This is a genomic window from Pseudonocardia hispaniensis (assembly GCF_042658695.1).
Classification (GTDB): domain Bacteria; phylum Actinomycetota; class Actinomycetes; order Mycobacteriales; family Pseudonocardiaceae; genus Pseudonocardia; species Pseudonocardia hispaniensis.
In genome coordinates, this window is sequence record NZ_JBHSQW010000016.1 from 5,898 (window position 1) to 26,254 (window position 20,357).

Here is a 20,357-nt window from a genome sequence, read left to right on the forward strand (position 1 = left end):
GCCCGACAGCGCCACGCCGCAGCCCGTGACGGTCGAGGCCGTGGTCACCTGGGTCCAGGCGCAGCTGCGGTGGATGTCGTCCCAGATCCGGTTGCGCATCCTCGGCGGAGGCGGCCGGTAGCCATCGTCCGGGACGCTGACCGGCTCACCAGCGGCGCGAGCGTGCGGCATGACGCTCGCGCCGTTCGGGGGCACGCCCTCGGCGCGGGCGGCCCTGCGGCCCGGTTGGCGCCGGACCCGGCGGGACCAGCCGGCGCGCGGCCGGGGTGAGCAGCAGCGCCGCCACCACCGCGGCGATCACGGCGAGCCCGGCCAGCGCGCCGGCGAACCCGTTCGTGCCCCGGCCCAGCGACAGCAGCACCGGGGCGCCGAAGCCGAGGTAGGCGCATGCATAGAAGGTGCCGGTGAGGGCGCCCCGCGCGGTCGGCGAGGCGATCTGCGCGGTCAGCGTGAGCCCGGCCGCCAGACACAGCCCGTAGGCGACGCCGAGCAGGACCGAGACCGGAAGGAGCAACGGCCAGCTGCCGAGCGCGTCGGCGAGCAGACTCAACCCGAGCCCGCCCGCGCCGATCGCGACACCCACCGGGCCTGCCATCGTCACCCCGAGCATCCGCACGAGCGGTTGCGCGATCACTCCGGTGCCCAGCGTGATCCCCGACACGATTCCGGTGACCGCCACGGCGATGTCCGGCATCGCGGGAATGAGCTGCAGGGGCAACACGGTCACCGCCGTCGAGGGGAACGTGAACACCGCGACCGCGATCGGCAGCACCACCAGGGCGAACGGCCATCGCGCCGACGCGGGTACGCCGAAGTGGAGCAGCGGTCCGCCGATCCGTCGGCGGTTGGGCGACAGGGTTTCCGGGATGCCCGCGAGCAGCACGATCCCGAGGAGCATCAGCGCGATGTGTACCGCGAACGGCAGCACGGTCGGCCACGGCGCCCACTGGGCGAGCAGCCCGGTCACGAGCGGACCGAGGGCCCAGCCGCCGCCGAGCGCTGCGGTGGTCAGCCGGGCCGAACGGGCCGCCGCCGCGGGACCGGCACCGACCAGCTCGCCGAGCCAGGCCGTACCGATGCTGAACACGACGCCGGACACCGCGCCCTGCAGGAACCGGCCTGCGAACAGCACGAACGTCGAGTGTGCCGCGCCCAGGAACAGCAGCGAGGTCACCGCCGACAGCACCACGAACGGCACGACGACCGGCTTGCGGCCGAACCGGTCCGAGGCCGGTCCGGCCAGCAGCAACGCCGGCACCAGTCCGGCCGCGTACACCGCGAATGCGCTGGTCAGCTCGGTGGGGGAGAGCCCGAGGAGCTGCCGGTAGATCAGCAGGAGCGGGGTCGGAACGTTGGTGCCGTACGCGACGACGAAGATGACCGTCCACAGCGCGAGAGGGGTGGGCCAGCGTCGTCGCACCCGACCAGGCTACGAGCCGTATGTCGTCGGAGCCGCCTCGTACCGCACAAAGCTGCGGCTGAACGATGCGGTGCCCGACGTCATCGCCCGCAGGTCCACCGCATAGCGGATCAGTTCGGTGGCCGGGACCTCGGCGCGCACCAGCGTGCGTCCCGGGCCCGCGACGTCCGTGCCCAGCACCCGGCCGCGCCGCGACGACAGGTCGCCCAGGACGGCGCCGAGATGCTCGTCGGGGATGCGGACGGTGACCTCGTCGAGGGGTTCCAGCAGCACGGTACCGAACGACTCGGCGGCCTCCCGCAGCGCCAGCGCGCCCGCGGTCTGGAAGGCCGCGTCGGAGGAGTCGACGCTGTGCGCCTTGCCGTCCACCAGCGTCGCGCGCACGTCGACGACCGGGTGGGCGGCCTCCCCGCCCGCGGTCAGGCCGCGTTCGAGCTGGGCGCGGATGCCCTTCTCGACGCTCGGGATGAACTGTGTGGGAACCGCGCCGCCGACCACCTTGGACTCGAACTCGAACCCGGCGCCCCGGGGCAGGGGTTCGAACTCGATGTGGCACACCGCGTACTGGCCGTGTCCACCGGACTGTTTGACGTGGCGTCCGGTCGCCCGCCCGGAACGGGCCAGGGTGACCCGCATCGGGACCCGGACCGGCTCGGTGTCGACCTCGGCGCCACCGGCCCGCAGCCGCGACAGCACGACGTCGGCATGGGCCTCGCCCATGCACCACAACACGGTCTGGTGGGTCTCGGAGTTGCGTTCCAGGCGCAGCGTCGGATCGGCGGCCACCAGCCGCGACAGCGTCTTGACCAGCGCGTCCTCATCGCCACGGGAGTGAGCCACGACCGCGACGGGAAGCAGCGGGTCGGGCAGGTCCCAGGGCTCGAGCAACAGCGGGTGGTCGGTGCCGGAGACGGTGTCACCGGTCTCGGCCGTCCCGAGCTTGGTGAGCGCGCAGATGTCACCCGCGATGCAGCCGTCGACCTCCCGCAGGGTGGCCCCGAGCGGGGAGTAGACGCGGGCGAGCCGCTCGTCGGCGTCGTGGCCGTCCGCGCCGGCCGTGCCGTTCGCGACGCGCTGCGCGGGAAGGTGACCGCTCACGTGCACCGTGCTCTCCGGGCGCAGCGTGCCGGAGAACACCCGCACCAGCGAGACCCGGCCGACATAGGCGTCGGCGGAGGTCCGGACGACCTCGGCGACCAGCGGACCGGAGGGGTCGGCGGTGAGGACCGGATGGTCGGCACCGTCGACGCCCATCACGGGTGGCAGCGGATGCTCCAGCGGCGACGGGAAGCCGCCGACGACCAGTTCGAGCAGCGCATCGAGGCCGACCCCGGTCTGCGCGCACACGGGAATGACCGGATGGAACGAGCCGCGCGCCACGGCCTTCTCCAGGTCGGTGACGAGCGTGGCGACGTCGATCTCCTCGCCGTCGAGGTAGCGGTCCATGAGCGTCTCGTCTTCGGACTGCTCGATGATCCCCTCGATGAGCGTGGCGCGGGCGTCGTTCGCCCCCTCGGGCGCGGCGCCCGCCGGAGTCTGCGACAGCAGCCCGTACAGACCGCCGAGCGCGCCGTCATCGGCGCGAACCGGGAGGTAGAGCGGAACGACACCGGCGCCGAACGCGTCCTGACAGGCGGCCGTGGTGGCCTCCAGGTCGGCACGCGCGTGGTCGCAACGGGCGATCACCACGGCGCGCGGCATCCCGACCGCGGCGCACTCCTCCCACTGCTCGACGGTGGCGGGGTCGATCGTGCCCTCGTGCCCCTCCGCGGCGGCGATCACGAACAGGGCCGCGTCGGCGGCGCGCAGCCCCGCCCGCAGCTCTCCGACGAAGTCCCCGTAGCCGGGGGTGTCGATCAAGTTGATCTTGGTGTCCTCGCGTCGCATCGGTGCCACCGACAACGCGACCGACCGCTGCTGGCGGACCGCGGCGGGATCGTGGTCGCACACGGTGGTGCCGTCGAGGACGGTGCCCTGCCTGGGTATCGCACCGGTGTGCGCGAGCAGCGCCTCGACCAGCGTCGTCTTCCCCGATCCGCTGGGCCCGACCAGGACCACGTTGCGCACCCGAGCGGGATCGGCGACCGCCGGTGCCCGGGACGACCCGGCTCCCGTGCGCTGCCCGCTGTCTGCTCTGACGGCCATGCCGACCACCCCCGGAACCGGAGTCGCACCTCTGCGCTGGTGTGTCCGATTTCACTCCACTCCGCGGTGCATCTCAACCCCCCGGCCGACCGGGTGCCGCGGCAAGCCCCGCCGAGTACGTTGCGGATGTGCCGATCCCAGGACCCGGATATGCCATCACCGCGCGGGTCGAGGCGCCCGCCTCCGCCAGCGCCGCAGGTGACCTCGCGATGGCGGTCGGGCGGGTCGGCGGCGTCGTCACGGCCTTCGACGTGGTCGAGGCGGCGGCCGCGCACGTCGTCGTCGACATCAGTTGCAACGCGGTCAACGAGACCCACGTCAACGTGATCACCGCCGCTCTCGAGGACCTCGACGGCGTCCACGTGCGAAAGGTCTCCGACCGCACGTTCCTGATGCACCTCGGCGGCAAGCTGGAGGTGCAGTCCAAGGTCAGCCTGCGCAACCGCGACGACCTGTCCCGCGCCTACACCCCGGGGGTCGCCCGGGTCTGCCGGGCCATCGCGGCCAACCCGGCCGACGCCCGGCGACTGACGATCAAGCGCAACACGGTCGCCGTCGTCACCGACGGGTCGGCGGTGCTGGGGTTGGGCAACCTCGGTGCCGCGGCGGCGCTGCCGGTGATGGAGGGCAAGGCGGCGCTGTTCAAGCGGTTCGCCGGGGTCGACGCCTGGCCGGTCTGCCTGGACACCCAGGACACCGAGGAGATCATCCGCACGGTGCAGCTGATCGCGCCGGCCTACGGTGGGATCAACCTGGAGGACATCGCGGCGCCGCGGTGCTTCGAGATCGAACGGCGACTGCGCGACCTGCTCGACATCCCGGTCTTCCACGACGACCAGCACGGCACCGCGGTCGTGGTGCTCGGCGCGCTGCGCAACGCGCTGCGGGTGGTGCGCAAGAAGATCGCCGACTGCCGGATCGTGGTCTGCGGCACCGGTGCGGCGGGGTCGGCGATCATCCGGTTGCTGGCGGCGGAGCCCGTCGCCGACCTGATCGCCGTCGACATCGACGGGATCGTGCACCGTGACCGGCCGGGGCTGGACGAGAACCTGCGCTCGATCGCCACCCGGACCAACACGCGCAACCTCCGGGGCGTGCTCGCCGACGCCCTGGTGGGCGCCGATGTGTTCATCGGGGTGTCTGCGCCCAACGTGTTCGGCGCCGGTGAGGCGGCCACGATGGCGGAGAACGCGATCATCTTCGCCCTGGCCAACCCGGAGCCGGAGATCGACCCGGTGGTCGCGCACCAGCACGCCACCGTGGTGGCCACCGGCCGTTCGGACTACCCGAACCAGATCAACAACGTGCTCGCGTTCCCCGGGGTGTTCCGCGGTCTGCTCGACGCCCAGGCGTGCGAGATCACCGACGCGATGTTGCGCGCCGCCGCCACCGCCATCGCCGAGGTGGTCACCGAGCCGAACCCTTCGTTCATCGTGCCCAGCGTCTTCGATCCCGCGGTGGCCCCGGCCGTCGCCGCGGCGGTGCGCGCCGCGGCCACCGGCGACCCCGCGGCGGCGGGTGATCGTCCCGAGGGAGGCGTCGCGATGGGCGGTGCACCACGGACGTGACTCCGGTGGTGAGCGTCACCATCGGCCCCGGGGCGCCTTCGGCCACCTCCCCGCCGGTCGTGGCGCAGCGGTGACTACGCTGGTCGTTCGTGGTTTCCGAGACCGGTTCCGACCTTGCCGTCGGTGTCCTCGCCCTGCAGGGTGACGTCCGCGAGCACCTGGCCGCGCTGACCGCGTGCGGCCTGCGGGCCGCGCCGGTGCGCCGCCCCGCCGAGCTCGAGGCCGTCGACGCGATCGTGCTCCCCGGGGGGGAGTCGACCACGATGAGCCGGTTGCTGGAGACGTTCGAGCTGCTCGAACCGCTGCGTGCCCGGATCGCGGCCGGGATGCCCGCCTACGGTTCGTGCGCCGGGATGATCCTGCTCGCCGCCGAGGTCCTCGACGGACGCCCCGACCAACAGCAGCTCGGCGGCCTCGACATCGTCGTGCGGCGCAACGCCTTCGGGCGGCAGGTCGACTCGTTCGAGACCGACCTCGTCGTCGAGGGCATCGCGGGCGACCCGGTCCGCGCGGTGTTCATCCGCGCACCGTGGGTGGAGAAGACCGGCTCCGACGTCGAGATCCTCGCGACCGTTCCCGCGGTGGCCGGCGCGGGCGCCGCGGCGGGCCGTGTGGTCGCGGTGCGCCACGGTCGCGTCCTGGCGACCGCGTTCCACCCGGAGCTGACCGGCGACCGCCGGGTGCACGCCGTGTTCTGCGACATGGTGCGCGAGGCGGCCGGCGATCGGGGTTGAGCGGGGCGTCGGTGGGTAGTCGGGAGGAGGCGAACCCACCCCAGGAGGCACCCATGACCGACCAGCACGCCCAGCTCGACGTCGTCGACGAACTGGCCACCGACCACCGGGAGGCGCTCGAGCTGCTCGACCGGATCGGGGGCAGTGCCGATCCCGCCGAACGCCGCGACCTCGCCGACACCGTGATCGCCGAGGTCGTCCGGCATGCGGTGGCCGAGGAGATGTACGTCTACCCGGCGATGCGCGCACACGTGCCTGCGGGCGACCAGACCGTCGAGTCGGACACCCGTGAGCACAAGGAGCTCGAGCAGGTCATGAAGCAGTTCGAGGACGTGGATGCGGCCGACCCCCGGTTCGACGCCCTCGTGCGCGAGTTCACCGCGAAGCTGCGCCATCACGCGGCCGACGAGGAGCACGACCAGTTCCCCATGCTGCGCCAGCGGTTGCCTCGCGAGGAGCTCGTCGAGCTGCGGGAGAAGGTGGCGACCGCGAAGAAGATGGCACCCACCCGCCCGCATCCGTCCGCGCCGAACGCTGAGATGTTCCACAAGCTCGTCGGTCCCGGTGTCGGGCTCGTCGACCGGCTGCGCGACACACTCAGGGACCGGTCCAGGGGCTGACCGGGTGCGGGTCGGCCCCGCGGGGCGGCGTCGGTGGCCTCGGTAGAATCGGCCGCTGCCGACGGCGTCGGTGGCGTAGGCGCACAGCGGAAGGGGAGTACGTCGATGAGCGGCCACTCCAAGTGGGCGACGACCAAGCACAAGAAGGCTGTCATCGACGCCCGGCGGGGCAAGATGTTCGCCAAGCTGATCAAGAACATCGAGGTCGCCGCGCGCACCGGTGGCGGTGACCCGGACGGCAACCCGACGCTCTACGACGCCATTCAGAAGGCCAAGAAGAGCTCGGTGCCCAACGACAACATCGACCGTGCGGTCAAGCGCGGGTCGGGGGCCGACGCCGGCGGGGCCGATTACCAGACGATCACCTACGAGGGGTACGCCCCGAATGGCGTCGCGCTGCTCATCGAGTGCCTCACCGACAACCGCAACCGCGCCGCCACCGAGGTCCGGACCGCGATGAACCGCAACGGCGGCCAGATGGCGGACCCCGGCTCGGTGTCCTACCTGTTCACCCGCAAGGGTGTGGTGATCGTGCCCAAGGGTGATCTCAGCGAGGACGATCTGTTGCTCGCCGTGCTGGATGCGGGTGCCGAGGAGGTCAACGACCTCGGCGAGAGCTTCGAGATCATCTCCGAGCCCGGCGACCTGGTTCCGGTGCGCACCGCGCTGCAGGAGGCGGGGATCGACTACGACTCGGCCGATCCGACGTTCGTGCCGTCGATGCAGGTCCCGCTCGACGTGGAGGGGGCCAAGAAGGTCTTCCGGCTGATCGAGGCCCTCGAGGACAGCGACGACGTGCAGAACGTGTACTCGAACTTCGACGTGTCCGATGAGGTCATGGCTCAGGTCGGCTGAGCCCGGTCATGGGCTCGATGGTGGTCTCGGGGCCGTCGGAGGCGCGCATCGGGCCGTTGCATCCGGACCATGCCGGCGAGCTCTGGACGGTGCAGCGGGCCGCCTACGTCACGGAGGCGCAGCGCTACTGCGCGCACATCCCGCCGCTGGTCGAAACGCTCGCCACGGTGCGGGCCGAGCTGGCCCGCGCCGACGGGCCGGACCTGGTCGCCCGCGGTGCGTGGCTCGGCTCGCGCCTGGTGGGGTCGGTCCGCGGCCGGATCGACGGTGACCGGATGGAGGTCGCCCGGTTCGCCGTCGCACCCGATGTGCAGCATCGCGGCATCGGCCGCGCCCTGCTGAGCGCGGTGCACGCGGCCGCCCCGCCCCCGGTGCGGACCTTCTGGCTCGTCGCGGCCGCAGGCAGCGAGGACAACCTGCGGTTCTATGCCGCGGCCGGATACCGGGTCGTCGATCAGCTCGTCGACCACCTCGGCGTCACGCTCGCGCGGATGGAACGCCCGGCGCGCTGATCGCCTCACCGGCCGGATCGTCGGGGCCCGGTCCTAGACTCGGCTCCTGATGAGCCCCGCAACCCCTGCCCCAGCGAAGAACGCCGCTCCCGACGCCGCCCCACCCGCTCCGGGAGGCAAGCGGTTGTTGTTGCTCGACGGGCATTCGCTCGCCTACCGCGCGTACTTCGCGCTGCCCGCGGAGAACTTCCGCACCCGAACGGGGCAGACCACGAACGCGGTCTACGGCTTCACCTCGATGTTGATCAACCTGCTGCGGGACGAGCAGCCGACGCATCTCGCCGTGGCGTTCGACGTCTCCCGCAAGACGTTCCGCGCGCAGCGGTTCGCCGACTACAAGGCGAACCGCACGAGCACCCCGGACGACTTCCGGGGCCAGGTCGACCTGATCAAGGAGGTGCTCGGTGCGCTGAACATCCCGGTGTTCGCCGTCGAGGGCTATGAGGCCGACGACGTGATCGCCACGCTGGCCACCCAGGCCGAGGCCGACGGTTTCCAGGTGCTCATCACCACCGGCGATCGCGACGCGTTCCAGCTCGTCACCGACAACATCACCGTGCTCTACCCGCGCCGCGGCGTGTCCGATCTCGGCCGGATCGACCCGGCCGAGGTGATGCAGCGCTACGGGCTCACCCCGACCCAGTACCCCGACTTCGCGGCGCTGCGCGGCGATCCCAGCGACAACCTGCCGAGCATTCCCGGCGTCGGGGAGAAGACCGCGGCCAAATGGGTGCGTGAGTTCGGATCGCTGGGCGCGCTGACCGACCGGGTCGACGAGGTCAAGGGCAAGGCGGGCGATGCGCTGCGGGCCAACCTCGCCCACGTCCTGCTCAACCGGCAGCTCACCGAGCTGGTCCGCGAGGTCGGTCTCGACGCCGTCCCCGCCGAGCTGGAGGTCCGGGCCTGGGACCGGGACGCGGTGCACCGGCTGTTCGACGAGCTGGAGTTCCGGGTGCTGCGCGATCGGCTGTTCGCCACGCTGAGCAGCGCCGAGCCGGAGGCGGACGAGGGCTTCGACGTGCAGGGCGGGGTGATCCCGGCCGGGACCGTCCGGGCGTGGCTCGCCGCGCACTGCCGCGACGGGCGCCGGATCGGGCTGGCGTTTCACGGGATCGTCGGCGGGGCGACGGCGGGCGACCTCGCCGGGATCGCCCTGGCGGCGGGCGAACCGACGGTCGAGGCGCGGGCCGCCGGTGCCGCCGCGGGCGTGTCGCAGACCGGCTACCTCGACGTGCAGACGCTGACCCCCGACGACGAGGCGGCCCTCGGCGAGTGGCTCGCCGATGCGTCGGTCCCCAAGGCCGCGCACGATGTGAAGGCGGCGCTGCACGCCCTGCGCGGGCGTGGCTGGACGCTGGGCGGGCTGACCAGCGACACGGCGCTCGCCGCCTACCTGGCCCGGCCCGGGCAGCGCAGCTTCGACCTCGCCGACCTGGCGCTGCGCTACCTGCGGCGGGAGCTGCGCGCGGAGGGCGAGGCCGACGACGGCCAGCTCTCCCTGCTCGAGGGGGAGCAGGAGGCCGATCGGCGGCGAGCCCACGAGCGGATGGTCGCGGCCTCCGCGGTGGCCGAGCTGGCCGACGCGCTGGACACCGAGCTGGCCGGCCTCGGCGGCACGGAGCTGCTCACCGATCTCGAGCTACCACTGGCGTACGTGCTGGCTGCGCTGGAGGCCGCCGGCATCGCCGTCGACCAGGACGCGCTGGCCGCGCTGGAGGCCGACTTCGCCGCGCAGGTCAGGCAGGCCGCCCAGGACTGCTACCGGGTGATCGGCAAGGAGATCAATCTCGGCTCCCCGAAGCAGCTGCAGGTCGTGCTGTTCGACGAGCTGGGCATGCCCAAGACCAAGCGCACCAAGACCGGCTACACCACCGACGCCGACGCGCTGGCGAGCCTGTTCGAGCAGACCGAGCACCCGTTCCTGTCGCATCTGCTGCAGCATCGCGACGCGACGCGGCTGAAGGTCACCGTCGACGGCCTGTTGAAGTCGATCGCCGAGGACGGGCGTATCCACACGACCTACAGCCAGACGATCGCGGCCACCGGGCGGCTCAGCTCCACCGAGCCGAACCTGCAGAACGTGCCGATCCGTACCGCCGCGGGCCGGCGGATCCGCCGGACCTTCGTCGTCGGCGCGGGCTACGCGCAGTTGATGACCGCCGACTACAGCCAGATCGAGATGCGGATCATGGCCCATCTCTCGGAGGACGCGGCGCTGATCGAGGCGTTCCGCTCGCAGCACGACTTCCACGCCGAGACCGCCGCCCGGGTGTTCGGCGTCCCGGCCGCCGAGGTCGGCCCCGAGCGCCGCGCCAAGATCAAGGCGATGAACTACGGCCTGGCCTACGGGCTGTCGGCGTTCGGGCTCGCGGCGCAGCTGCGGATCTCCACCGAGGAGGCCCGTGGCCTGATGGACGAGTACTTCACGACGTTCGGCGGGGTCCGCGACTACCTGCGCAGCGTCGTCGAACGAGCCCGCAAGGACGGCTACACCGAGACGATGCTCGGGCGTCGCCGCTACCTGCCCGATCTGAACAGCGACAACCGGCAGCGCCGCGAGATGGCCGAACGGATGGCGCTCAACGCCCCGATCCAGGGCAGCGCGGCCGACATCATCAAGGTGGCGATGCTGCGGGTGCACGAGGCGCTCGCGGCGGAGGGGCTGCGCAGCCGCATGCTGCTGCAGGTGCACGACGAGCTCGTCCTCGAGGTCGCCGAGACGGAGCGGGACACCGTCGATGCCCTGGTCCGCCGCGAGATGGGTGCCGCGCACCCGCTGTCGGTGCCGCTGGAGGTCTCGGTGGGTTACGGACGCAGCTGGGACGACGCGGCGCACTGAGCCGGGGGGACACGAATCGTCGGGGGGCTGGGCGAGGATGGGCCCCGTGACCGCCCCCGCCGTCCCGAACGTGTTCCACCTGCGCCGCGCGCGGGATCTCATCGACCGGCGCTTCGCCGAGCCGCTGGACCTGGACGCGATGGCGGCCGCGGCCGGGTTCTCCCGCTGCCACTTCGCGCGCGCGTTCCGCGCCGCCTACGGGGAGACGCCGGGGACCTATCTCACCCGGCGGCGCATCGAGCGGGCCAAGGACCTGCTGCGCGCGGCCAACCTGACCGTCACCGAGATCTGCCACCTCGTCGGCTTCGCCAGCCTCGGGTCGTTCAGCTCGACGTTCTCCGACCTGGTCGGCTGCGCGCCGACGGAGTATCGGCGCCGGACCCTCGCGCGCGGCGGGCCGCCGCCCATCCCGGGCTGCTTCCTCATGGCGTGGAGCCGTCCGGGCGTCGGCGGTGTCCCGGCGGGGAGCGCAATCGGGGAGAAGCCGGGCGCGGCGGACGGTCCTAGCCTGGGCGGCATCGATCATCCGACGGGGAGGACAAGATGATCAAGAGGATGTCGCACGCCTGCTGCTACGTGCTCGACCAGGAGCGGGCCAAACGGTTCTACACCGAGAAGCTGGGCTTCGAGGTACGCGCCGACGTGGCCTTGGGCGGGGAGTCCGAGGGCGGCGGCCAGGGCTTCCGCTGGCTCACCGTCGGCCCGCCCGACCAGCCGGACGTCGAGATCATCCTCGCCGACTGCCGCATGGGCCACGACCCGGAGACGGCCGAGCAGATCCGCGCCCTGGTCGCCAAGGGCGCGATGGGCACCGGCGTGATGGCCACCGACGACTGCCAGAAGACCTACGAGGAGCTGTCCGCCCGCGGCGTGGTGTTCACCCAGGAACCGGCCCAGCGTCCCTACGGCATCGAGGCCGTGTTCCGCGACGACTCCGGCAACTGGTTCAGCCTCACCCAGCGCAGCGCCGCCGGATAGCCGCTCGGCGCGCCCCCCGCGCCCGCCACGGCCGCGGCCGGTAGCCTGCTGTCTCGAACGGCTGTTCGCGAGTTCGAGGAGTGCAGGTGCGGGTGCTCGGCGTCGACCCGGGGTTGACCCGATGTGGTCTTGGGGTCGTCGATGGCACCGGCGGCCGGGGAGTCCGCTTCGTGGCGGTGGACGTCGTCCGGACGCCCTCCGAACAGGTGCTGACCGACCGGCTGCTGGCCATCGGCGACGCCGTCGAGCGCTGGATCGCGCAGCACCGGCCCGACGTCGTCGCCGTGGAGCGGGTGTTCAGCCAGCAGAACGTCCGCACGGTGATGGGTACGGCGCAGGCCAGCGGGGTGGTGGCGCTGACCGCCGCGCGGGCCGGGCTGCCGGTCGCGTTCCACACCCCGAGCGAGGTGAAGGCCGCCGTCACCGGGGCGGGCCGGGCCGACAAGCGCCAGGTCACGACCATGGTCACCCGGCTGCTCGGGCTGACCGAGCCGCCGCGGCCGGCCGACGCCGCCGACGCGCTCGCGCTCGCGGTCTGCCACTGCTGGCGCGGGCCGATGCACGAGCGGATGGCGGCGGCCCAGGCCCGGTCGGCCGAGTTGGCCAGGCGGCACCGGGCGCGGCTGGCGGCCGCGGCGAAGGGGCCGGGCCGATGATCTCCAGCGTCCGGGGTGAGGTCCTCGACATCTGTCTCGACCATGCCGTCGTCGAGGTCGGCGGGGTCGGGCTGGCCGTGCACGCGACGCCCGCCACGCTCGCCGGGCTGCGGCGGGGTGAGCAGGCGCGGCTGGCGACGACCCTGCTGGTCCGGGAGGACTCACTGACGCTGTTCGGGTTCGCCGCCGCCGCGGAGCGGGAACTGTTCGAGCTGCTGCAGACCGTCAGCGGGGTCGGGCCGCGGCTGGCCATGGCGACGCTGGCCGTGCTCGACCCGGACACGCTGCGCCGCGCCCTCGCCGAAGGCGATCTGGCCACCCTCACCCGGATCCCCGGGGTCGGGCGCAAGAGTGCGGAGCGCCTGGTCGTGGAGCTGCGCGACAAGGTCGCGGTCGCCGCCCCGGCCGCGGTCGCCGCGGTGGCCGGGGCCGCGGCGGCCGGTGACGCGCGGCGCGACCAGGTGGTCGAGGCGCTGCTCGGGCTCGGGTTCAGCGCCCGGCCGGCCGAGCAGGCCGTCGAGGGCGCCCTCGCGCTGAGCCCGGACGCCGATCCGTCGGCGTTGCTCCGCGCCGCGCTGTCCCAGCTGGGCCGACGATGACGGGCGCGCCGTGAGCGAGGAACACCGGGACGTCCGGAACATCGACGCCGAGCCGATCGACGACGACCTCGACGTCGAGGCCTCGCTGCGGCCGCGGCGCCTGGCGGAGTTCATCGGGCAGCCACGGGTACGCGAGCAGCTCCAGCTCGTGCTCGAAGGAGCCCGCCGCCGCGGGACCCCACCCGACCACATCCTGCTGTCCGGGCCGCCGGGGCTGGGCAAGACGACGCTGGCGATGATCATCGCCGCCGAGCTGGGCGCGGCGATTCGGCTGACCTCGGGACCGGCGCTGGAACGGGCCGGCGACCTCGCGGCCATGCTGTCCAACCTGATGCCCGGCGACGTGCTGTTCATCGACGAGATCCACCGCATCGCCCGGCCCGCCGAGGAGATGCTCTACCTGGCGATGGAGGACTTCCGGGTCGACGTCGTCGTCGGCAAGGGACCGGGCGCCACCTCGATCCCGCTGGACATCGCGCCGTTCACCCTGGTCGGGGCCACGACACGAGCCGGGGCGCTGACCGGGCCGCTGCGCGACCGGTTCGGGTTCACCGCGCACATGGAGTTCTACTCGCCCGCCGAGCTGGAGCTCGTGCTGCGCCGGGCCGCGACGATCCTCGACGTCGACCTGCGCGCCGACGGCGGCTCCGAGATCGCGGGCCGGTCCCGTGGGACGCCCCGCATCGCCAACCGGCTGCTGCGCCGGGTTCGCGACTTCGCCGAGGTCCGGGCCGACGGCGTCGTCACCCGTGAGGTCGCCCGCGCCGCGCTCGCCGTCTACGACGTGGACGAGCTCGGCCTCGACCGGCTGGACCGTGCCGTGCTGGCGGCACTGGTCCGTTCGTTCGGCGGGGGGCCGGTGGGGGTGTCGACGCTGGCCGTCGCGGTTGGCGAGGAACCAGGTACCGTCGAGGAGGTCTGCGAGCCCTACCTGGTGCGCGCGGGCATGCTGGCCCGAACACCCCGAGGCCGGGTGGCGACAGCGGCCGCGTGGGGCCATCTCGGTGAGACTCCGCCACCGGACGTCACCGGAACGGCTCCGCAGGCGTTGTTCTGACGCGGCGTGGTCGAGGGGCGGGGCACCGGCGCGACGTCGGTGCTGGCACACTCGGGGCCCTTCGACGTGCGGAGATACGGAGATCATGGAAACTCTGCTGTTCCCCCTGCTCATCCTGCTGCTGTTCATCCCGATCTTCCTGTCCGGGCGCAAGCAACGGCGTCAGATGCAGGAGATGCAGCGGCTGCAGGCGGCTCTCGAACCCGGTGACGTCGTCATGACGACCTCGGGCCTGCGCGCCACCGTGGTCGACGCCTCCTACGAGGAGACCGTCGATCTGGAGATCGCCGACGGCATCGTCACCACCTGGGTGCGGGCCGCGGTCCGGGAGAAGGTGAACCCGGCGCCGGAGGAGACCATCGACCCGGCCGGCTCCACCGTCGAGGAGACCTCCACCGCGTCGACGACGGCGCTCGGCGACGACGACTCCCGCACGAACGGCGCGCCGGGTTCGCGCAGCTGACCCACCGCAAGAGAGGCAAGCAGTGGCATCCACCCCGGGGCAGATCCGCCCTTGGCGGTACCTGGCGACGTTCGTCGGCATCGTCGTCGTGCTGTATGCGCTGGTGTTCTTCACCGGCGACGGCAAACCCGCCCCGAAGCTCGGCATCGACCTGGAAGGCGGTACCCGGGTCACCCTGAGCGCGCGCACCGAGTCCGGCGGCATTCCACCGCGCGACCAGCTGCTGCAGGCCCAGCAGATCATCGAGCAGCGCGTCAACGGCCTCGGGGTCAGCGGCGCCGAGGTCGTGCTCGACGGGAACAACCTGACGATCACCGTGCCCGGCGCCCAGGGTGACGAGGCCCGCTCGTTGGGCCAGACCGCCCAGCTGCGGTTCCGGGAGGTCATCGGCGGGCCGATCCCGGCCACCCCGCCACAGCAGCCGGGAACCGCCGCACCCGGCGCCGAGCAGGGCGCTCCCGGGGAGAACCCGGGTCCCGCGCCCGCGCCGCCCGCCCCGCAGCCGCAGGGCTCCGGGAACGGCGTCGGCGCCATCGCCCCGGTGGCGCATTCGGTACCGCTCCAGCAGCCCACGCCGCCGCCCGCGCCCCCGCCGGCGCCGGACACCGCCGTCAACCCGGAACCGGCCGACCCCGAACTGGCCGCGGCGATCGCCACGGCCCGCGAGACCCGCCAGAGCACCGACCCCACCGTTCAGCAGCAGGCGCTCGCCGCGCTGGACTGCTCGACGAAGGATCCGCTGCGCGGCTACGACAACCCGGCGAAGCCGCTGGTGGCATGCAATCAGGACGGCACCGAGAAGTACGTCCTCGGCCCGACCTTCCTGGAGGGCACCCAGATCGACAACGCCCAGTCCGGCCCCAACCCGCAGGGCGCCGGCTACGTCGTCAGCCTGACGTTCAAGAGCGAGGGCGCCAGGATCTGGGGCGACTACACCAGCCAGAACATCGGCAAGAACGCCGCGTTCGTGCTCGACGGCGAGGTCGTCTCCGCGCCGACGATCACCAGCGCGATCTACGGGCCGACCGAGATCTCCGGCCAGTTCACCCAGAAGCAGGCTCAGGACCTCGCCGGGGTGCTGCGCTACGGCTCGCTTCCGCTGTCCTTCGAGGCCTCGGAGGCCGAGACGGTCTCGGCCACCCTCGGCCTCGCCTCGCTCGAGGCCGGCCTGCTCGCCGGCGCGGTCGGGCTCGCCCTGGTGTTCCTCTACTGCCTGTTCTACTACCGGGTCCTCGGCCTGCTCACGATCCTGTCGCTGGCGCTGTCCGGGCTGGTCGTCTACGCGGTGCTGGTGCTGCTCGGACGGTGGATCGGGTTCACCCTCGACCTCGCGGGCGTCGCCGGGTTCATCGTGGCGATCGGCATCACGGCCGACTCGTTCGTGATCTTCTTCGAGCGCCTCAAGGACGAGATGCGCGAGGGCCGCACGTTCCGCTCGGCGGTGCCCCGCGGGTGGGTGCGGGCGCGGCGCACGATCCTCACCGCGGATGCGGTCAGCTTCCTCGCTGCCGCGGTGCTCTACATCCTTGCGGTCGGACAGGTGAAGGGATTCGCGTTCACCCTGGGCATGTCGACGGTGCTCGACCTCGTCGTCGTGTTCCTGGTGACGCATCCGCTGGTCGTGATGGCCTCGCATTCGCGGATCTTCTCCAGCCCGCGGCTGTCCGGGCTGGGGGCGGTCGCCGCGATCGGTGCGCAACGACGGCGGGCCGCCACGGCCGCGAAGGGAGCCTGAGATGGGGGTGTTCACCCGGCTCTACACCGGCACCGGGGCCTTCGACATCGTCGGGAGACGCAAGACCTGGTACGCCTCGTTCGCGGTCCTGCTGCTGCTGTGCGTGCTCTCGATCGTGCTGCGCGGGTTCAACCTCGGCATCGACTTCACCGGCGGGACCCAGATCCAGTTCCCCGCCACCGGCAGCGCCGGGACGGTCACCGTCACGCAGGCCGAGGAGACCTTCCGGCGGGTTGTCGGCGAGGACCCGGCCTCCGTGCAGGCGGCCGGCACCGGCGCCGCCGAGTCGATCATCATCCGCGCCGAGCCGCTCGACGAGGCGCAGACCATCGCGCTGCGGCAGGCGCTGTTCGATGCCTTCCATCCGCTCGACCCGAACGGCGCACCCGCGGAGCACGCGATCAGCGTGACCGCGGTCAGCGGCACCTGGGGCGGGCAGATCACCCGACAGGCCGCGATCGCCCTCGCGGTGTTCCTGGTCCTCGTCACGATCTTCCTCGCCGTGTACTTCGAACGCCCGATGGCCATCGCGGCGCTGGTCGCGCTGCTGCACGACGTGGTCGTCACCGCGGGCATCTACTCCCTCGTCGGGTTCGAGGTCACCCCGTCCACGGTGATCGGACTGCTGACGATCCTGGGCTTCTCCCTCTACGACACGGTCGTGGTGTTCGACAAGGTCAAGGAGAACACCCGAAGCCTGCTCGGGCTCACCCGGCGCACCTACCCGGAGGCCGCGAACCTCGCGATCAACCAGACCCTGATGCGTTCGATCAACACCTCGCTGATCGCGGTGCTCCCGGTGGCCGGACTGATGGTCGTCGGGGTCGGGCTGCTCGGGGTCGGCACACTCGCGGACCTGGCACTGGTCCAGATGGTGGGCATCCTGGTCGGCACCGCGTCGTCCGTGCTGCTGGCGACCCCCATCCTGGTCGACCTGAAGATGCGCGACCCGCGGTTCCGCGAGCACGCCGAGAAGGTCCGGCTCCGGCGGGAGCGCGCCGCGGCGGCGCAGGCCGGCATCGGCCCGGACGCCGACGGCGCCGACGCCGAGGACACCGGTGACGACGGGCTGGCCGCCGAGCTGCGCCGGGAGCGGGCGTTGGCCGCCGCGGCCGGGGTCCCGGATCGCCCGGGCAAGGCCGGTGCCCCCCGGTCCGGGGGATCCCGGTCCACGCGACCGCGGGGCAAGGCGGCGCGGCCGACCGGGAAGCGGCACCGATGAGCCTCGCCCCCGACGTCGACCCGGCGCTCGAGCGGCTGGCCGGGCTGGTCCGCGATGTCCCCGACTATCCGGAACCGGGCGTGCTGTTCCGCGACATCACCCCGGTCCTGGCCGACGCGGATGCCTTCACCGCCGTGTCCACCGAGCTGGCGGCGCTGGCCGGGGAGGCCGACGTCGTGGTCGGGGTGGAGGCACGCGGGTTCCTCATCGGCGCCGCGGTCGCGCTGGTCGCGGGCACCGGGATCGTCCCGGTGCGCAAAGCGGGCAAGCTGCCGCGGGTCGCCGCGTCGCGCACCTACCAGCTCGAGTACGGCAGCGCCACGCTGGAGATCCCGGCCGACACCGTCCAGGCCGGTGCCCGCGTCTTCCTCGTCGACGACGTGCTGGCCACCGGTGGCACCGCGGCGGCCGCCGTGGCGCTGCTCACCGACGTCGGCGCGCAGGTCACCGGGTTCGGGACGCTGGTCGAGCTGACCGCCCTCGGCGGCCGTGCCCGGCTCGCCGGTATCCCGGTGCACTCCCTGCTGAGGTACTGAGGGTCTCTGCTGCCGCGGTGCGGGTTATCCTTCCTGAGGTGGAGCGCGAATGACCGATCTGCGGCCGGTCGCGCCGCCGGTTCCAGGGCCCGAAGGACCGGCTGCAACGACCTCGAAACCGTCGGCCACCCGGCGGGTGCGGGCGCGTATCGCCCGCCGGATGACTCCGCAGCGCGTCGCCGTCGTCAAGCCGGTGCTCGAGCCGCTGGCCGCGGTCCATCGCACCCTGCACCCGAAGGCCGACCTGCTGCTGCTGCAGCGCGCCTACGACGTCGCCGAGGAGAAACACGCCCACCAGAAGCGGAAGTCCGGTGACCCGTACATCACCCATCCGCTGGCCGTCGCGACGATCCTGGCCGAGCTGGGAATGGACACCACGACGCTGGTCGCGGCGCTGCTGCACGACACGGTCGAGGACACCGACTACTCGCTGGAGCGGCTGCGCACCGACTTCGGCGATGAGGTGGCGCATCTGGTCGACGGGGTGACCAAGCTCGACAAGGTCGAGCTCGGTACGGCCGCCGAGGCCGAGACCATCCGCAAGATGGTGGTCGCGATGGCCCGCGATCCCCGGGTGCTGGTCATCAAGCTGTCCGACCGGCTGCACAACATGCGCACGATGCGCTTCCTGCCGCCGGAGAAGCAGGCCAAGAAGGCCCGCGAGACACTCGAGGTACTGGCCCCGCTGGCGCATCGGCTCGGGATGGCCACGGTCAAGTGGGAGCTGGAGGACCTCTCCTTCGCGATCCTGCACCCGAAGAAGTACGACGAGATCGTGCGGCTGGTCGCGACGCGGGCACCCTCGCGCGACACCTACCTCAAACAGGTCATCGACGAGGTGACCGGACAGCTCGACTCGGCGCGGATCGCCGCGACCGTCGAGGGACGGCCCAAGCACTACTACTCGATCTACCGCAAGATGATCGTCAAAGGCCGCGACTTCGACGACATCCACGACCTCGTCGGTGTCCGCGTGCTCGTCGACGAGGTGCGCGACTGCTACGCGGCGATGGGCATGGTGCACGCGCTGTGGCAGCCGATGCCCGGGCGGTTCAAGGACTACATCGCCCAGCCCCGGTTCGGGGTGTACCAGTCGCTGCACACCACCGTCATCGGACCCGACGGCAAGCCGCTGGAGGTGCAGATCCGCACCCACGAGATGCACCGCACCGCCGAGTACGGCATCGCGGCGCACTGGCGGTACAAGGAGACCCGCGGGGCGCACACCGGCCAGGCGGTCGAGGTCGACGAGATGGCCTGGATGCGTCAGCTGCTCGACTGGCAGCGGGAGGCCGCCGACCCCGGTGACTTCCTGGAGTCGCTGCGCTTCGACCTGGCCGCCAAGGAGATCTTCGTCTTCACCCCCAAGGGCGACGTGATCACGCTGCCGCTGGGCTCGACCCCGGTCGACCTCGCCTACGCGGTGCACACCGAGGTCGGCCACCGCTGCATCGGCTCGCGGGTGAACGGGCGGCTGGTCGCGCTGGAGCGCAAGCTCGAGTCCGGCGACGTCGTCGAGATCTTCACGTCCAAGGCCGAGGGTGCGGGCCCGAGCCGGGACTGGCTGTCGTTCGTCGCCTCGCCGCGGGCCAAGACCAAGATCAAGCACTGGTTCGCCAAGGAGCGCCGCGAGGAGGCCATCGAGGCGGGCAAGGACGCCATCACCCGCGAGGCGCGGCGGACCGGGATGCCGCTGCAGCGGCTGGTGTCCGCCGACGCGATGGCGGCGCTGGCTCGCGAGCTGCACTTCCCGGATCTCTCCGGGCTCTACGCCGCGGTCGGTGAGGGGCATGCGAGCGCCCGGCACGTCGTGCAACGGCTCGTCGCGTTGCTCGGCGGCATGGACGACGCCGAGGAGGAGCTGGCCGAGCGGTCCACGCCGTCCACCGTGCGGCTGCGCCGCGCGGCCGGCGACGTGGGCGTGATCGTCCGCAGCGACGGGGACGCCAACGGGGCTCTCGGCGATCTCTACATGAAGCTCGCGCGCTGCTGCACCCCGGTGCCCGGCGACGACATCCTCGGCTTCGTCACCCGGGGCGGGGGGATCAGCGTGCACCGCACCGACTGCACGAACGCGGCCGATCTGCAGTCGCGCTCCGAGCGGCTGGTCGAGGTGGCCTGGTCGGTCCAGCCCGGATCGGTGTTCCTGGTCGCCATCCAGGTCGAGGCGCTGGATCGGCACCGGCTGCTGTCGGACGTGACGAAGGTCCTGGCCGACGAGAAGGTCAACATCCTGTCCGCGTCGGTGACGACCTCGCGCGACCGGGTGGCCGTGTCGCGGTTCACCTTCGAGATGGGCGATCCGAAACATCTCGGGCATCTGCTGCGGGCGGTGCGCAACGTCGAGGGCGTCTACGACGTGTACCGGGTGACCAGCGCGGGCTGAGCGCCGGGCCCGAGCATGCGGCGCCGACTCGG

18 protein-coding genes are annotated in these 20,357 nt (G+C 72.3%); 16 read left to right on the plus strand and 2 right to left on the minus strand.

What is annotated here, in order from left to right:
• Positions 1 to 145: 145 nt before the first annotated feature.
• Together ACFQE5_RS08005 and ACFQE5_RS08010 are read right to left on the minus strand one after the other, a co-directional pair.
• Positions 146 to 1,420 carry an MFS transporter gene (locus ACFQE5_RS08005; protein WP_379584192.1) on the minus strand — a complete coding sequence of 425 codons (1,275 nt, stop codon included), beginning with the start codon at positions 1,418 to 1,420 and terminating at the stop codon, positions 146 to 148.
• A 9-nt stretch (positions 1,421 to 1,429) separates the two neighbouring features.
• Complete coding sequence (locus ACFQE5_RS08010; protein ID WP_379584193.1) at positions 1,430 to 3,565, minus strand: elongation factor G-like protein EF-G2; 2,136 nt, start codon at positions 3,563 to 3,565, stop codon at positions 1,430 to 1,432.
• A gap of 128 nt (positions 3,566 to 3,693) precedes the next feature.
• Here ACFQE5_RS08010 and ACFQE5_RS08015 point away from each other — a divergent pair, with 128 nt between their 5' ends.
• The 16 genes from ACFQE5_RS08015 (at position 3,694) to ACFQE5_RS08090 (ending at position 20,325) form a co-directional block, all read left to right on the plus strand.
• Positions 3,694 to 5,133, plus strand: coding sequence for an NAD-dependent malic enzyme (locus tag ACFQE5_RS08015; protein WP_379584194.1), 1,440 nt, complete (start codon positions 3,694 to 3,696; stop codon positions 5,131 to 5,133).
• An 89-nt stretch (positions 5,134 to 5,222) separates the two neighbouring features.
• The gene (gene pdxT / locus ACFQE5_RS08020; RefSeq protein WP_379584195.1) at positions 5,223 to 5,867 is read left to right on the plus strand and encodes a pyridoxal 5'-phosphate synthase glutaminase subunit PdxT; all 645 of its coding nucleotides are present in this window, start codon (positions 5,223 to 5,225) and stop codon (positions 5,865 to 5,867) included.
• A 53-nt stretch (positions 5,868 to 5,920) separates the two neighbouring features.
• Entirely contained in the window at positions 5,921 to 6,487 is a 567-nt protein-coding gene (locus tag ACFQE5_RS08025; protein WP_379584196.1) for a hemerythrin domain-containing protein, read from the plus strand.
• Between the two features lie 105 nt (positions 6,488 to 6,592).
• Positions 6,593 to 7,342 (plus strand): YebC/PmpR family DNA-binding transcriptional regulator, encoded by a 750-nt coding sequence (locus tag ACFQE5_RS08030; protein WP_379584197.1) that lies wholly within the window; start codon positions 6,593 to 6,595, stop codon positions 7,340 to 7,342.
• Positions 7,343 to 7,350: 8 nt separating this feature from the next.
• Positions 7,351 to 7,854, plus strand: a complete 504-nt coding sequence (locus ACFQE5_RS08035) for a GNAT family N-acetyltransferase (RefSeq protein ID WP_379584198.1) — start codon at positions 7,351 to 7,353, stop codon at positions 7,852 to 7,854.
• Positions 7,855 to 7,903: 49 nt separating this feature from the next.
• Positions 7,904 to 10,693: a DNA polymerase I gene (gene polA, locus ACFQE5_RS08040; RefSeq protein ID WP_379584199.1), complete on the plus strand. Its 2,790-nt coding sequence runs from the start codon at positions 7,904 to 7,906 to the stop codon at positions 10,691 to 10,693.
• Positions 10,694 to 10,739: 46 nt separating this feature from the next.
• Positions 10,740 to 11,240 (plus strand): helix-turn-helix transcriptional regulator, encoded by a 501-nt coding sequence (locus tag ACFQE5_RS08045; RefSeq protein WP_379584200.1) that lies wholly within the window; start codon positions 10,740 to 10,742, stop codon positions 11,238 to 11,240.
• Positions 11,237 to 11,671, plus strand: a complete 435-nt coding sequence (locus tag ACFQE5_RS08050) for a VOC family protein (protein WP_379584201.1) — start codon at positions 11,237 to 11,239, stop codon at positions 11,669 to 11,671. Before ACFQE5_RS08045 ends, ACFQE5_RS08050 begins: the two co-directional genes overlap by 4 nt.
• An 86-nt stretch (positions 11,672 to 11,757) precedes the next feature.
• Complete coding sequence (gene ruvC, locus ACFQE5_RS08055; RefSeq protein WP_379584202.1) at positions 11,758 to 12,327, plus strand: crossover junction endodeoxyribonuclease RuvC; 570 nt, start codon at positions 11,758 to 11,760, stop codon at positions 12,325 to 12,327.
• Positions 12,324 to 12,926 carry a Holliday junction branch migration protein RuvA gene (gene ruvA / locus ACFQE5_RS08060; protein WP_379584203.1) on the plus strand — a complete coding sequence of 201 codons (603 nt, stop codon included), beginning with the start codon at positions 12,324 to 12,326 and terminating at the stop codon, positions 12,924 to 12,926. Before ruvC ends, ruvA begins: the two co-directional genes overlap by 4 nt.
• A gap of 40 nt (positions 12,927 to 12,966) precedes the next feature.
• Positions 12,967 to 13,983 (plus strand): Holliday junction branch migration DNA helicase RuvB, encoded by a 1,017-nt coding sequence (ruvB, locus tag ACFQE5_RS08065; protein WP_379584304.1) that lies wholly within the window; start codon positions 12,967 to 12,969, stop codon positions 13,981 to 13,983.
• A gap of 85 nt (positions 13,984 to 14,068) precedes the next feature.
• Entirely contained in the window at positions 14,069 to 14,446 is a 378-nt protein-coding gene (gene yajC / locus ACFQE5_RS08070) for a preprotein translocase subunit YajC (RefSeq protein WP_379584204.1), read from the plus strand.
• Positions 14,447 to 14,468: 22 nt separating this feature from the next.
• Positions 14,469 to 16,181: a protein translocase subunit SecD gene (gene secD / locus ACFQE5_RS08075; protein WP_379584205.1), complete on the plus strand. Its 1,713-nt coding sequence runs from the start codon at positions 14,469 to 14,471 to the stop codon at positions 16,179 to 16,181.
• A gap of 1 nt (position 16,182) precedes the next feature.
• On the plus strand, positions 16,183 to 17,403 hold the full coding sequence (gene secF / locus ACFQE5_RS08080; protein WP_379584206.1) for a protein translocase subunit SecF: 1,221 nt from the start codon (positions 16,183 to 16,185) through the stop codon (positions 17,401 to 17,403).
• The gene (locus ACFQE5_RS08085) at positions 17,400 to 17,939 is read left to right on the plus strand and encodes an adenine phosphoribosyltransferase (protein ID WP_379584207.1); all 540 of its coding nucleotides are present in this window, start codon (positions 17,400 to 17,402) and stop codon (positions 17,937 to 17,939) included. Before secF ends, ACFQE5_RS08085 begins: the two co-directional genes overlap by 4 nt.
• Positions 17,940 to 17,988: 49 nt before the next feature.
• A complete protein-coding gene (locus tag ACFQE5_RS08090) occupies positions 17,989 to 20,325 on the plus strand; it encodes a RelA/SpoT family protein (RefSeq protein WP_379584208.1) in 2,337 nt (778 codons plus the stop codon).
• The last annotated feature ends 32 nt before the right edge of the window (positions 20,326 to 20,357 follow it).

What these genes read in the sequence shown, in the direction of transcription:
- secF (WP_379584206.1), top strand. Translation starts at nt 16,183, where the DNA reads ATGGGGGTGTTCACCCGGCTCTACACCGGCACCGGGGCCTTCGACATC.
- polA (WP_379584199.1), top strand. Translation starts at nt 7,904, where the DNA reads ATGAGCCCCGCAACCCCTGCCCCAGCGAAGAACGCCGCTCCCGACGCC.
- ACFQE5_RS08050 (WP_379584201.1), top strand. Translation starts at nt 11,237, where the DNA reads ATGATCAAGAGGATGTCGCACGCCTGCTGCTACGTGCTCGACCAGGAG.
- ACFQE5_RS08085 (WP_379584207.1), top strand. Translation starts at nt 17,400, where the DNA reads ATGAGCCTCGCCCCCGACGTCGACCCGGCGCTCGAGCGGCTGGCCGGG.
- ACFQE5_RS08090 (WP_379584208.1), top strand. Translation starts at nt 17,989, where the DNA reads ATGACCGATCTGCGGCCGGTCGCGCCGCCGGTTCCAGGGCCCGAAGGA.
- ACFQE5_RS08025 (WP_379584196.1), top strand. Translation starts at nt 5,921, where the DNA reads ATGACCGACCAGCACGCCCAGCTCGACGTCGTCGACGAACTGGCCACC.
- ACFQE5_RS08010 (WP_379584193.1), bottom strand. Translation starts at nt 3,565, where the DNA reads ATGGCCGTCAGAGCAGACAGCGGGCAGCGCACGGGAGCCGGGTCGTCC.
- ruvA (WP_379584203.1), top strand. Translation starts at nt 12,324, where the DNA reads ATGATCTCCAGCGTCCGGGGTGAGGTCCTCGACATCTGTCTCGACCAT.
- ACFQE5_RS08030 (WP_379584197.1), top strand. Translation starts at nt 6,593, where the DNA reads ATGAGCGGCCACTCCAAGTGGGCGACGACCAAGCACAAGAAGGCTGTC.
- ACFQE5_RS08035 (WP_379584198.1), top strand. Translation starts at nt 7,351, where the DNA reads ATGGGCTCGATGGTGGTCTCGGGGCCGTCGGAGGCGCGCATCGGGCCG.
- yajC (WP_379584204.1), top strand. Translation starts at nt 14,069, where the DNA reads ATGGAAACTCTGCTGTTCCCCCTGCTCATCCTGCTGCTGTTCATCCCG.